The 12,312-nt window shown below is 70.7% G+C and carries 15 protein-coding genes and 2 tRNA genes; 12 read left to right on the top strand and 5 right to left on the bottom strand.

From position 1 onward, the window contains the following. Positions 1 to 47 precede the first annotated feature (47 nt). Positions 48 to 1,232: a glycosyltransferase gene (locus ABTX24_RS00615; protein ID WP_350836667.1), complete on the bottom strand. Its 1,185-nt coding sequence runs from the start codon at positions 1,230 to 1,232 to the stop codon at positions 48 to 50. A 91-nt stretch (positions 1,233 to 1,323) separates the two neighbouring features. On the opposite strand from ABTX24_RS00615, the gene ABTX24_RS00610 reads away from it, so the two are divergent. The 11 genes from ABTX24_RS00610 (at position 1,324) to ABTX24_RS00560 (ending at position 8,453) form a co-directional block, all read left to right on the top strand. Further along, positions 1,324 to 2,355, top strand: a complete 1,032-nt coding sequence (locus ABTX24_RS00610; RefSeq protein WP_350836666.1) for a pirin family protein — start codon at positions 1,324 to 1,326, stop codon at positions 2,353 to 2,355. A gap of 21 nt (positions 2,356 to 2,376) precedes the next feature. Continuing rightward, a complete protein-coding gene (locus ABTX24_RS00605; protein WP_160025612.1) occupies positions 2,377 to 3,315 on the top strand; it encodes an ROK family protein in 939 nt (312 codons plus the stop codon). Continuing rightward, positions 3,312 to 3,701, top strand: a complete 390-nt coding sequence (locus ABTX24_RS00600) for a CidA/LrgA family protein (protein ID WP_160025611.1) — start codon at positions 3,312 to 3,314, stop codon at positions 3,699 to 3,701. Before ABTX24_RS00605 ends, ABTX24_RS00600 begins: the two co-directional genes overlap by 4 nt. A gap of 76 nt (positions 3,702 to 3,777) precedes the next feature. Continuing rightward, the gene (locus ABTX24_RS00595; protein ID WP_160025610.1) at positions 3,778 to 4,455 is read left to right on the top strand and encodes an LrgB family protein; all 678 of its coding nucleotides are present in this window, start codon (positions 3,778 to 3,780) and stop codon (positions 4,453 to 4,455) included. Between the two features lie 27 nt (positions 4,456 to 4,482). Further along, a complete protein-coding gene (locus tag ABTX24_RS00590; RefSeq protein WP_350836664.1) occupies positions 4,483 to 5,913 on the top strand; it encodes an amidase in 1,431 nt (476 codons plus the stop codon). Positions 5,914 to 5,987: 74 nt separating this feature from the next. Continuing rightward, positions 5,988 to 6,060, top strand: a tRNA-Thr gene (locus ABTX24_RS00585). 67 nt (positions 6,061 to 6,127) lie between these two features. After that, positions 6,128 to 6,201 (top strand) — tRNA-Met (locus ABTX24_RS00580). A 47-nt stretch (positions 6,202 to 6,248) separates the two neighbouring features. Further along, positions 6,249 to 6,419 (top strand): 50S ribosomal protein L33, encoded by a 171-nt coding sequence (gene rpmG, locus ABTX24_RS00575; protein ID WP_091042824.1) that lies wholly within the window; start codon positions 6,249 to 6,251, stop codon positions 6,417 to 6,419. A 219-nt stretch (positions 6,420 to 6,638) separates the two neighbouring features. After that, positions 6,639 to 7,046 (top strand): FAS1-like dehydratase domain-containing protein, encoded by a 408-nt coding sequence (locus tag ABTX24_RS00570; protein WP_350836663.1) that lies wholly within the window; start codon positions 6,639 to 6,641, stop codon positions 7,044 to 7,046. Continuing rightward, entirely contained in the window at positions 7,046 to 7,444 is a 399-nt protein-coding gene (locus ABTX24_RS00565) for a MaoC/PaaZ C-terminal domain-containing protein (RefSeq protein WP_160025607.1), read from the top strand. The genes ABTX24_RS00570 and ABTX24_RS00565 overlap by 1 nt, the downstream gene beginning before the upstream one ends. Further along, positions 7,437 to 8,453 carry a UDP-N-acetylmuramate dehydrogenase gene (locus ABTX24_RS00560; RefSeq protein ID WP_350836661.1) on the top strand — a complete coding sequence of 339 codons (1,017 nt, stop codon included), beginning with the start codon at positions 7,437 to 7,439 and terminating at the stop codon, positions 8,451 to 8,453. Before ABTX24_RS00565 ends, ABTX24_RS00560 begins: the two co-directional genes overlap by 8 nt. On the opposite strand, the gene ABTX24_RS00555 is transcribed toward ABTX24_RS00560, so the two are convergent. Together ABTX24_RS00555 and ABTX24_RS00550 are read right to left on the bottom strand one after the other, a co-directional pair. Continuing rightward, positions 8,431 to 9,102 (bottom strand): response regulator, encoded by a 672-nt coding sequence (locus ABTX24_RS00555; protein ID WP_350836660.1) that lies wholly within the window; start codon positions 9,100 to 9,102, stop codon positions 8,431 to 8,433. The two genes, ABTX24_RS00560 and ABTX24_RS00555, sit on opposite strands and share 23 nt — an antisense overlap. Continuing rightward, complete coding sequence (locus tag ABTX24_RS00550; RefSeq protein ID WP_350836659.1) at positions 9,099 to 10,208, bottom strand: sensor histidine kinase; 1,110 nt, start codon at positions 10,206 to 10,208, stop codon at positions 9,099 to 9,101. Before ABTX24_RS00550 ends, ABTX24_RS00555 begins: the two co-directional genes overlap by 4 nt. A 171-nt stretch (positions 10,209 to 10,379) precedes the next feature. Between ABTX24_RS00550 and ABTX24_RS00545 the strand changes: the two genes are divergently transcribed. Then, complete coding sequence (locus tag ABTX24_RS00545) at positions 10,380 to 10,745, top strand: DUF6223 family protein (protein ID WP_350836658.1); 366 nt, start codon at positions 10,380 to 10,382, stop codon at positions 10,743 to 10,745. A gap of 46 nt (positions 10,746 to 10,791) precedes the next feature. Here the strand turns inward: ABTX24_RS00545 and rlmC are convergent, their stop codons facing one another. Both rlmC and ABTX24_RS00535 read right to left on the bottom strand, forming a co-directional pair. After that, positions 10,792 to 11,904, bottom strand: a complete 1,113-nt coding sequence (gene rlmC, locus ABTX24_RS00540) for a 23S rRNA (uracil(747)-C(5))-methyltransferase RlmC (protein ID WP_350836656.1) — start codon at positions 11,902 to 11,904, stop codon at positions 10,792 to 10,794. Positions 11,905 to 11,907: 3 nt separating this feature from the next. Beyond that, positions 11,908 to 12,312 (bottom strand): DUF4190 domain-containing protein, encoded by a 405-nt coding sequence (locus ABTX24_RS00535; protein ID WP_350836654.1) that lies wholly within the window; start codon positions 12,310 to 12,312, stop codon positions 11,908 to 11,910.

Genomic DNA, 12,312 nt, shown 5'->3' with positions numbered 1-12,312 from the left:
AAAGAAAACGCGCCCCCGGCACTCTGGCGACCTCGCTCGGCGAGGGTCTACGCGTAGCGCCGAGCCCGACGGGACGCCTGCCGCTGCCGCGAGCGCGCGAGGAGATAGGTCGGCGCGGTCTCCTGCGCGAGGCTCTCGTGAAGTTCCAGCATGTCCTCGATCGTGCGCGACCAGGGGAACTGCTCGGCCCGCTCGCGTGCCGCGCGCCGGGTCGCCACCACCGGCCGCTCGGCGACGTCGATGACCGCGTCGGCCAGCGCTGCCGGATGGGCGGACGCCCAGGCTCCGCACCGGAGGTCGATGAGCTCACGGGCGCCGCCGCGGTCGGCGGTCACCACCGGCGTACCGCTGGCGAGGGCTTCCAGGACGGCCAGTCCGAAGGTCTCGCGGGGGCAGACGGAGAGGGCCACGTCGGCCTCGGCCAGCGCCCGGGCGATCCGCCGGCGGTCGGAGACGTGCCCGTGGAAGACGACCGGCGCCCCGGCGGCGAGGCCCTCGATCTCGGGACGGTGCGGCCCGTCGCCGTAGACGTCCATGCGTACGTCGAACCCGCGGCGATGCAGCTCGACGGCGGTGGCGACGGCGAGGTCGGGAGACTTCTCCCGGGAGAGGCGGCCGACGTGGATGAGCCTCAGGGTGTCGTCGCGGTGCCCGAGCGAGGGGTGGAAGAAGTCGAGGTCGACGCCCAGCGGCACCTGCGCGATCGGGCAGCCGACGGTCGCGGCCAGCGGCTCGAACTCGTGCCGGGCGTAGTCGGAGGTCACCAGCACCTGGTCGAACGAGCGCACCAGCATCCGGTTGAGCAGCGCGGTGGAGACCTTCGAGGTGGTGTCCATGCCGGTGTAGGTGGGCATGTACTCGTCGAGCCGCTCGTGGGAGAAGAGCACCGTCCCGATGCCCTGGCGCCGGGCCCAGCGGGAGACCGGCAGCATCGTGAACTTGTCGCTGACCTCGAGGCTCGTCGGGTTGAAACGGGTCAGCACGTCGGTCACCCGCCACGGCTCGATGATCAGCCGGTAGCCGCCGCCCACGCGTGGCGCTCTCAGCTGCACCACCTCGCCGAGGTCGGTCGAGGTGACCGAGTCGTACGGGCCGGGGACGACCAGGAGCCGGTCGTGGCCCGCCTCGAGATAGCCACGGGCGAGGGCCTCCAGAGCCGTCTTCATGCCGCCGGAGGTGGGGCCGACGAAGTTCGCGAGCTGAGCGATGAGCACGGCCACATCGTGTGGCATCGAGGTAGCCCTTCGGCGACCTCGATGTGACGTCGGCATGGCGAGGCGGCGTATTGGTTCAGGGGCGCGTCGGCCGGAGTAGCGTTGGGGCATGACAAACCTGGACGCGCACCCCACCCCCGTCGAGTGCGTCGGTGGAAACGGGGACGAAGGCGTCGAGATCCAGATCATCACCCCGCGAGACGTCCCGCTGGGTGGTCCGCGAGCGATGAACGTACGCCGCACTCTGCCCGCCCGCTCGCGCTCGCTGATCGGCGCGTGGTGCTTCCTGGACCACTACGGTCCCGACGACGTCGTCGTCTCCGGCGGGATGGAGGTGCCGCCCCACCCGCACACCGGGCTGGAGACGGTCTCCTGGCTGTTCACCGGGGAGATCGAGCACCGCGACTCGGTCGGCACGGTCGCGATGGTGCGCCCGGGCGAGGTCAACCTGATGACCGCCGGGCGCGGGATCTCCCACTCGGAGAACTCCACGCCCGAGACCACCGTGCTGCACGGGGCGCAGCTGTGGGTCGCGCTGCCGGACGAGTTCCGCGACGTCGAGCCGGCGTTCCAGAACCACGTGCCCACGCCGATCGAGCGCGACGGGGCGACCGTGCGGGTCTTCATGGGGTCGCTCCTCGGCGTCACCTCGCCGGTGCGGACCCACTCCGAGATCCTCGGCGCCGAGATCCTGCTCGAGCCCGGCACCCGGCTCGAGATCCCGGTCGACGAGCGGTTCGAGCACGGCGTACTCGTGGACACCGGCGAGGTGTCGATGACCGGCCTCGGCGCGTCCGGCCCGGCTTCGGCCGACGTGGAGAAGGACTCGCTCGCGTACGCCCCTCCGGGCGCCACCACGCTGATCCTGCAGGCCGGTGAGGCGTGGACCCGGCTGCTCCTCCTCGGCGGTACGCCGTTCGGCGAGTCGATCATCATGTGGTGGAACTTCGTCGGGCGGACCCACGAGGAGGTCGTCGGCTACCGCGAGGAGTGGCAGGGCCAGATCACCCGCGGTGGCGGCGAGCTGGTCGAGGACTCCCAGGACCTGACCGAGGGCCGTTTCGGTGTCGTCGAGGGCAACCACCAGCGGCCGATCCCGGCACCCCCGCTTCCCAACGCCCGGCTCCGCTCGCGGTCTTAGGTCCGTGCTTAGACTGCAGTCGTGAGTGACGAATCCTCAGACCCAGGGGTCGTGCTGGCCGTGGCGGTGGGCCGCAGCCGTAGCCAGGCGGCGGTCTTCGACCTCGCCGGGCGCGAGCTGGCCGGTGACACCCGTGACCACGAGGTCGGCATCTCCGCCGAGGTGCTGATGCCCGAGGTCGTCGAGCGGATGACCAAGATGGTGACCTCGATCGACCTGCCGGTGCTGGCGATAGGGATGAGCCTGCCCGGGGTGGTCAACCCCGATCTCGGGATGAGCATCGACACCCCGGCGATGGGCGGTTGGGACGGCGTCCAGCTGGCTCCCTACTTCACCGCGCTGACCGACGCGCCGCTGATCCTCGCCCACGACGCCCACGCGCTGGCGCGCTCGGAGCTCTTCAACTCCGACCATCCCGTACGCAACGCCTTGGTCGTCAAGGCCTCGACCGGTCTCGGCATGGGCATCATCGTCGACGGCAAGGTCGTCACCGGCGCGCTCGGGGCGGCCGGCGAGATCGGCCACACCCGCATCGACGCGGCCGGGGACCGGCCCTGCCGCTGCGGCTCGACCGGCTGCCTGGAGACCGTCGCGTCCGGCTGGGCGCTCGCCCAGCGGCTGACCGACTCCGGGGTCCCCGCAGGCCACGTACGCGACCTGGTGGCCGCCGCGCTCGCCGGTGACGCCGTCGCGCGCGGGCTGCTGCGCGAGGGCGGACGACAGCTCGGCGAGGTCGTGGCCACGGCCGTCAACCTGCTCAACCCGGAGGTCGTCGTCATCGGCGGCGACATGGCCGGCGCCTTCGACCTCTACACCGCCGGGGTGCGCGAGAGTGTCTACGCCCGCTCCAACCCCATCGCCACCCGCGAGCTCACCTTCATGGCCCAGCTCCACGGCGACTCCTCGGGCCTGGTGGGCTGCGCCGCGATGGCGATCGAGTCCCTCTCCGACCCGCAGTGATCGTCGGCCTGCTCTGGCTGCTCGGGTGCCAGCTGGCCGGAACCGCGATCGTCGAGCTGACCGGGATCCCGCTGCCGGGTCCCGTCGTCGGGATGCTGCTGCTCTTCGTCGTCCTCGTCCTGCGGCGCCGTGACGGTGAGGACGACCCGGTCATCCAGGTCGGCGACTACTTCCTCTCCCACCTGCAGCTCTTCTTCATCCCGGCCGGAGTCGGCGTGATCGCCTACCTCGCGGTCATCCGCGACGAGGCGCTGCCGATCGTCGTCGCGCTGCTCGGCTCCTGGTTGCTCGGGCTGGCCGTCGTCGGCTGGGTGCTCACCCTGTTCCTGCGCCGGGTGCCGTCGGTGGCCGGCACCGAAGGTGCTCCGGGGGAGGAGATTGAGTGAGCGAGCGTCAGCGAGCGACAATGAGCCTCAAACCGTCACGTCCGTACTGTGGCGCTTGCGCTACGGAGGTGGCGGTTTGAGCGTCATCCTGTGGCTGTTCGTGACGGTGGCGGCGTACGAGTTCGGGCGGTGGCTTCGGGCGCGGACCCGGTCGCCGCTGGCCCAGCCGGTGGCGGTGGCGATCGTGATCGTCGGCACCCTGCTGACGGTCAGCGGCACGACCTACGACGACTACGCCGACGCCACCACGCTGATCAGCTTTCTGCTCGGCCCGGCGACGGTCGCCCTGGCGATCCCGCTCTACCACCAGGTCGCCCGGCTGAAGGGGATGGTGGTGCCCGTCCTGGTCGCGCTGACCGCCGGCGCGGTCGTGTCGATGGTCAGCGGCATCCTGCTGGTGCGCTGGCTCGGTGGCGGCGACGTGCTGGAGCGGACGATGGCTCCGAAGGCCGTGACGACGCCGGTGACGATCGAGCTGACGGAGCGCCTCGGCGGCTATCCGGAGCTGTCGGCGGCCTTCGCCATCGTGATCGGAATCGTCGCCGCGATGGTCGCACCGCGGGTGCTGACCCTGCTTCGGATCCGCGACCCGCGCGCACGCGGCGTCGCCGTCGGTGCGGTCTCCCACGGGATCGGCACCGCCCGGATGCTGGAGGAGAGCCAGGTGGAGGGCGCCTTCTCCGGACTGGCGATGGGGCTCACCGCAGTGGTGACCTGTCTCATGATTCCGCTGGTGGCGTACTTCCTCCTCTGACCTTGCTCACGCCTTAACGTTGGTTTCATGGCTCGAGTGCACGCCTTCTCCGACGACGTCCTCGGCACTCTCGACGCGGTCGGGGTCGCCGAGGCTCTGCGGCGCGGCGACTTCAGCACTCTCGAGGCGGTCGAGGCGTCCATCGCCCGGATCGAGGCGGTCGACGCCGCGCTCGGAGCGATGGCCTACCGCACCTTCGACCGGGCCCGGATCCAGGCGCGTGCTCCCCGGGCCGGCTTCTTCGCCGGCGTACCGACGTTGATCAAGGACAACACCGACGTCGCCGGTGTGCCCACCAGGAACGGCACGGATTCGTACGTCATGCCGCCGGCCTCACGCAACGGCGAGATGACCAAGCTGCTCTTCAAGCTCGGGCTGCTGTCGCTGGGGAAGACTCAGCTCTCGGAGTTCGGGTTCTCGGGCACGGCCGAGCATGCGCGGCTCGGCGCGGTGCGCAACCCGTGGGACACCGGCCGGGTGGCCGGGGCGTCCTCGGCGGGTTCGGGTGCGCTGGTGGCCGCCGGAGCCGTACCGATCGCCCACGGCAACGACGGCGGTGGCTCGATCCGGATACCGGCGGCCGCGTGCGGGTTGGTCGGGCTCAAGCCGACCCGCGACCGGCTGCCCCAGGACCCGCTCTACGGCCTGCTGCCGCTCAAGATCGTCACCGACGGCGTGCTGACCCGCTCGGTACGCGACACCGCCGCCTTCTTCCGGGAGGCCGAGAAGGCGCACCACACCTCGCTGCCGCCGATCGGGGACGTCACCGGCCCCGGGTCGAAACGGCTGCGCTGCGCCATCTTCACGGGTGCGCTCGGGCGCGACGCCAGTCCCGAGGTCGCCGAGCTGACGTTGAAGACGGCGGCGGTGCTGGAGGAGCTCGGTCACACCGTCGAGGCGGTGCCTCCGCCGGTGCCCGAGACCTTCGCCGACGACTTCGTCCTCTACTGGGGGACCTTGGCGGTCGCACTGGTCAACGCCGGCCCGCTCCGCGGCAAGACCTGGGACCGCACCCGGCTCGACAACCTCACGGTCGGCCTCGCCCAGCACACGCTCAAGAACGCCAAGTACGTCCCGGCCGCCATCGTCCGGCTGCGCAAGGCGCAGGCGATCGCGGAGGGGTTCCATGCGGCGTACGACGTCGTCCTGACGCCGACGGTCGCGCACGAGACCCCGGAGATCGGGCGACTGGCTCCGGGCCAGGTCTACGAGCTGGTCATGAAGGGGCTGATGGACTGGGTCGCGTTCACGCCGTGGCAGAACGTCACCGGTGGGCCGGCGGTGTCGCTGCCCATTCAACAGACCATCGCCGGGCTGCCCCAGGGGATGATGTTCGGGGCGGCACCGGGACGCGAGCGAATGCTGCTCGAGCTGTCCTACGAGCTCGAGGAGGCGATGGGTTTCGCGCGCGTCTGGGAGCCCGATCGAGGCGCCGAGGGCCCCTCTGACCTGCGATGATGCGGTTGGCGGCGGGAAGGGCCCTGCCGATTTGTTGAGCACGCCGCCCCTACCGTAATGTTCTCTTTCGCAACGCCCCTTTAGCTCAGTCGGCAGAGCGTCTCCATGGTAAGGAGAAGGTCTACGGTTCGATTCCGTAAAGGGGCTCTGGGTCCATTAGGATTCTTGGGTTGAGGTCCCGCAGTAGGAATACTGCGGGCCTGATTCCTGTTGAGGCGGGGTAGCTCAGGCGGTTAGAGCGCACGACTCATAATCGTGAGGTCGCGGGTTCGATCCCCGCCCCCGCTACCGCCAAAGACCGCATCACCTCGATTCAGCACCGTAAGGAAACTCCTGTGGCCAGCAAGAGCAGCGACGTTCGCCCGAAGATCACCCTCGCTTGCACCGAGTGCAAGGAGCGGAACTACATCTCGAAGAAGAACCGTCGGAACGACCCCGACCGTATCGAGCTCAACAAGTACTGCCCGCGTTGCCGCAAGCACACCGCGCACCGCGAGACCCGCTGAAGCCTGTCTTCTAGGTAGAGCGCGACACTGATCGGCGCTCCGAACGCCCCGCCCCGAGTTCCGGGAGGCGGGGCGTTCGTCATTTGCCGAGACGTCACCCCCGTCGGCCGAGACGTCACCCCGGTCGGTCGAGTTGGCACGGGTCTGCCAACTCGGCCGACCTACGTGACGCTTCGGCCGACGCGGGCGACTTCTCGGCGGGCCACTAGAGTTGTCCGCATGGCAGTTGATGGGTCGCTCGTAGGGCGCGCGTTTCCTCCGACCAGGCCCTATCGGGTCACCGATGAGAAGGTGCGGGAGTTCGCTGCCGCCACCGGTGCGAGCTGGGAGAGCGGGGACCCGGTTCCGGCGACGTTCCCGATCGTGCTCGCCTTCGACGCGATGAACGCCTTCCTGGACGACGTCCAGGTCGAGCTGTCGCGGATCGTGCACGGCGAGCAGAAGTTCGCGTACGTCCGGCCGATCGCGCCGGGGGACGTGCTGGTCGCGACCCTGAGCGTCGCCTCGCTGCGGCAGATCGGCGGCAACGACATCATCGGCACGGTCTCGGAGATCACCGACGAATCCGGGGCGGTCGTGTGCACCACCTCGGCCACCCTGGTCCACCGAGCGGCGGAGGTCGCGTGATGGCACTCGAAGCAGGCGCCGAGCTGGCCCCGAAGACCTACCCCGTCACCCGGGCGTCGCTGGTGCGCTACGCCGGTGCGAGCGGCGACTTCAACCCGATCCACTGGTCCGACCGGATCGCCACCGCCGTCGGCCTCCCCGGCGTGATCGCCCACGGCATGTTCACCATGGCGCTGGTCGCCCGGGCGGTCTCGGAGTGGACCGACGGTGCCGAGGTCGTCGACTTCGGCGCCAAGTTCACCAACCCGGTCGTCGTGCCCGATGACGACGAGGGCACCTCGGTCACGGTCAGCGGCACCGTGAAGTCCGTCGAGGACGGGCTGGCGACGATCGCCCTGACCGTCGTCTCCGGCGACCAGAAGGTCCTCGGCATGCCGAAGGTCTCCGTACGTGTCTGAACTTCTCGCGAAGCACACCACCTTCCATCTCGGCGGCCCGGCGGCGGAGTTCGTCACCGCGACCACCGAGGCGGAGATCATCGAGGCCGTGACCGCGGCCGACGCGGCCGGGAAGGACGTGCTCGTCCTCGGCGGCGGCAGCAACCTGGTCGTCGCCGATGCCGGCTTCCCGGGCACCGTCGTCAAGCTGGCGACCACGGGCGTCGCGGCGGAGCCGGTCGAAGGCGGCGTACGCGTCACGGTGGCTGCCGGCGAGACCTGGGACGACTTCGTGACGACCGCGGTCGACAAGGGCTGGAGCGGCGTCGAGGCGCTCTCCGGCATCCCCGGCAGCGTGGGCGCGACCCCGATCCAGAACGTCGGGGCGTACGGCCAGGACGTCTCCCAGACCATCACCTCGGTCAAGGTGTTCGACCGCGAGCTCCGCGAGGTGCGGAGCTTCACGGCCGGGGAGTGCGCGTTCGGTTACCGCTGGTCGCGGTTCAAGGAGCGACCCGGCCGCTACGTGGTCCTCGAGGTCACCTTCCGGCTCGGCACCGACGGCGAGACCGGCTCCCCGATCGCGTACGCCCAGCTCGCCGGTGCCCTCGGCGTCGAGCAGGGCACCCGGGTGCCGTCCAAGCAGATCCGCGAGGCGGTCCTGGCGCTGCGTCGCAGCAAGGGCATGGTCATCGACGAGGCCGACCACGACACCTGGTCGGCGGGCTCGTTCTTCACCAACCCCGTGGTCGCCCCCGAGGATGTGCCTGCGGGCGCTCCGGCGTACCCCCAGCCCGACGGCACGGTGAAGACCTCCGCCGCCTGGCTCATCGACCACGCCGGCTTCAAGAAGGGCCACGGCAACCCGAGGGTGTCGCTCTCCACGAAGCACACCCTCGCCCTCACCAACCGCGGCCAGGGCACGACCGAGGACCTGCTCGCCCTGGCGAGAGAGGTACGTGACGGGGTCGAGGCGGCGTACGGGATCGTGCTCGTCAACGAGCCCGTCATGCTCGGCGTGGAGCTCTAGGAGCGACCAGCCCCGACTCGTAGGCGAACACCACGAGCTGGGCGCGGTCGCGCGCGTGCAGCTTGGTCATCGCCCGGTTGATGTGGGTCTTGGCGGTCAGCACGCTGATCACCATGGCCTCGGCGACCTGGTCGTTGGTCATGCCCCGGGCGACCAGGGCTACCGCCTCGCGCTCCCGGTTGGTGAGCTCGGCGAGCCCGAGGGGAGCGTCGGCAGGGGAGGGCTGGCTGACGTAGTGGTCGATCAGCGCACGGGTGACCGACGGCGCCAGCAGGGCGTCGCCGCGTGCGGCGACCCGGACCGCGTGCACGAAGTCCTCAGGCTGGATGTCCTTGACGAGGAACCCGGTGGCGCCGGCGCGCAGGGCCTCGAGGACGTACTCGTCCATCCCGTAGTTGGTCAGGATCACGACGCGGACCTCGCTCAGAGCGGGGTCGGCGGCGATCCGCCGGGTCGCCTCGAGACCGTCGGCCACCGGCATCTGGATGTCGACCAGGGCCACGTCCGGCAGATGCTCCCGGGCGAGCGCCACCGCCTCGACGCCGTCGGCCGCCTCGGCGACCACCTCGATGTCGTCCTCGATGTTGAGAAAGGCCCGGAACCCGCTCCGGATGAGCGGCTGGTCGTCGACCAGGAGCACCCGGATCACGACGTACGCTCCACCGGCAGCCGTGCCTCGACCATGAAACCGCCCTCCTCGCGGGGCTGTGCCCGCAGCTGACCTCCGAGGGCGGAGACCCGCTCCCGCATCCCGAGCAGCCCGATGCCGGGCACGGTCGTCGCCGGGGCGCCGGTGCCGTTGTCCTCGACCCGGATCCCGAGGGAGTCAGGCCGGTGGTCGATGTGGACCGACGCGGTGGTGGCCGCGGCGTGGCGGGTCACGTTGGTCAGCGCCTCCTGGACGATCCGGTAGGCCGTCCGGCCCACCGCGACCGGCACCGCGCCGGGCTGCCCGTCGACGGTCAGCGTGACATCCAGTCCGGTGGACCCGGCGGACCCGACCAGGTCGCGTACGTCCTCGAGCCCCCGCGGCGGGTTCGGATCGTCGTCGCGCAGCGCCGTCAGCGTGGCCCGCAGCTCGCGGGCCGCCTCGCGCCCGGCCTCTCGGATCGCCAGCAGCGACTCGGGGACCTCCTCGCCACGCCGCTGCGCGACGTGGACCGCTGCCTCGGACTGGACCTTGATTACCGAGATCTGGTGGGTGAGGGAGTCGTGCAGCTCGCGGGCGATGTGCAGGCGCTCGTCGTCGGCCCGGCGCTGTGCCGCCGCCTCCCGGGTGCGCTCGGCCTCGTCGGCACGCCGCTCGGCCTGCCGGAGCGCCTCGCCGGCGGCACCTGCCGCGATCAGCCAGGCGATCTCCAGGGCTCCGCGCGCCTGCTCGGAGGCGGCGCCGAGGTCACCCACGGAGGCGTACGCCACCAGGAACAGCCCGCTCTGCATCGCCACCGCGGCGAGCACCGTGACCAGCCGATGCCCCTCCCGCACGGCTGCGTAGACCGCGACCAGGAACGCGATCACCGCGACGTCGATCCCGAGTGCCTGGAAGGCCAGCCCGCACGCGCCGCTGGCGACCAGCACGGCGACCGGTGCTCGGCGCCGTAAGACCAGGACCAGACCGCTCGCGACCAGGGCGGCGTAGCCGAGAAGCTCGTTGCCCGAGTCGGGCTGACCGCCGCTCAGCGCAGCCGCCAACTGGGCCACGGCCACACCCGCGGCGATGACCCAGTCTCCGACCGTGATCCGCTGCCTGGCCATGCGAGCAGGATATGCCCGCGCCCGCCACCCGCGAGTCCCTCTGACGCAGGAGATCCGGCTACCACGTACGCAGTAGCGACGGCTCCGAAGAGTCCACGCAGGCAGGACGACTCCGGCGTGCGTCGACGGGACGATCGAGTCATCCGATCGAACTCGATGAAGGAGCCCTCCATGTCCCTGAACGACGTACTCATCAGCGCCGCTGACCCTGACGTCGGCGCCTACACACTGACCACCGCCCGGCTGTGGGCGACGCTCGCCGCGTTCGTCGGCCTGGCCGGCGCGGTCGCCGGTGCGGCAGCGCTGGCCCGTGCCGTACGCGGCGTCGGCAACCGTGGCCGCAACGGCGCCGTCGTGGCGCTCGGCTGCGGCACGATCGCCCTGGTCATCGGCGTCGTCAACCTCCTCGTGGCCGACGGCGGACCCGGCACCGGCAACGGTGTGGTCGGCGGCGGCATGGCGATCGTCCTCGGCCTCACCGGCCTCGTCCTCGGCGCGCTGACCCTGGCCAGATCGCGCCGAGTCGGCGCGAGCTGACGTGATTCCCCGTCGAGTCGGCTCGTCAGAACGAGCCGACTCGGCATCAGGCTCGTTCGAGGAGCATGAGCACTTCGTGGTGGTCGGTGTTGGGGAACATGTCGAGCAGCCGTGCCGAGACGGGGCGGAGCGAGGGCATGTCGCGCAGGTCGCGGGCCAGGGTGTCGACGTTGCACGAGGAGTAGACGACGTGCTCGACCCCCGACTGCTCCAGCCACGCGGCGAGCGACGAGCCGATCCCGCGCCGCGGCGGGTTGACGATGACCAGGTCCGGCGCGGAGCCGGCCGAGAGTGCGTACGCCGCCGCATCCCCGGCCACCCAGCTGGTGCCCGGCAGTCCCAGCTCCGCGGCGGTCGAGGCGGCCGCTTCGACGGCCTGCTCGCTGGACTCGACACCGAGCACCTGCCGCCCCGGAGCGGCGACGTGCAGCCCGAATCCGCCGACGCCGCAGTAGAGGTCCCACACCGACTTCGGCGCTGCCGAGGAGACCAGGTCGCGGGCATGGCGGTAGAGCGCGGCCGCGACCTCGGTGTTGGTCTGGAAGAACGAGTGGGGCCGCAGCCGCAGACCGATCCCGTTGACCTCCATCGTGAGCGCCTCGCGGGCGGTCAGGAAGATCTCCTCAGGCCCCTCGATGACGGCCTTGTGCTCCGGCTGGATGTTGACCGAGGCGACGCCGATCGGGAGGTCGTCCAGCAGCGCCGGAAGGTGCTTGCGCAGCCGGGCCAGCGCCTCGGTGGACCGCAGCACCCAGCGCACCATCAGCTCCCCGCCGGGCGCCTCGGTGACGATCACGTGCTTGAGCTCGCCGCGCCGCTCCGGCACGGAGTAGGGAGTCAGCCGCGCGGTCGTGACGAACCGGGAGAGGACCGGCAGCGCGGCCTGCAGGCCCGGGGTGTGCAGCCCGCACGCGAGCAGGTCCACCCCGAGACCGTCGTGCGACAGGATCCCCAGCGTCGGCGCCTCCACCGAGCCGGCGACGACCATCTTCGCCTTGTTGCGGAAACCGGCCTCCGGGCTGGAGACCGGTTCCTCCCAACGTACGTCACCGAGTGCCTCGGCGACCCGCCGCTGTTTCTGCGCGAGTTGGTCTGCGTACGCCATCTCCAGCCAGCGGCAGGAGCGGCAGGCGCCGGAGGTGAAGTAGCCGCAGTCCATCCGTCAGATTCGGCTGCTCAGCATCGCGTTGATGCCGTCGAACGTCGTGCTGTCGGTCTCGTTGGAGGCGACGACGATCATCACGATGATGAAGATGATGTAGGCGATCCAGAAGAGCATGTAGAGCGCCCCGAAGATCGTCCCGATGAGACCGGTGATGAAACCGGCCTGAGCGTTGCCGCGCCCGCTGTAGGCAGCCGGGTTGGCGTCGATCTCGGCCATCACCCGCTTGCCCTTGACCCATCCGAACGGTGCGACGAAGACGCCGATCCCGCCGCACATGACCGACAGGCACAGCCCGACGATCCCGAAGACCATCGCCGAGTTGGCCTCAGGATGCGGAGGGGGCTGCGGGAAACCGTAGGGCGCCGGTGCGGGCTGATAGCCGGGCGGAGGCGTGTCCGTCAT

Origin of the sequence: Nocardioides sp. NPDC127514, assembly GCF_040302125.1 — a bacterium.
Lineage (GTDB): Bacteria > Actinomycetota > Actinomycetes > Propionibacteriales > Nocardioidaceae > Nocardioides.
The sequence above is the reverse complement of the archived record's forward strand: the minus strand, read 5'-3'. Positions and strand labels throughout refer to the sequence as shown.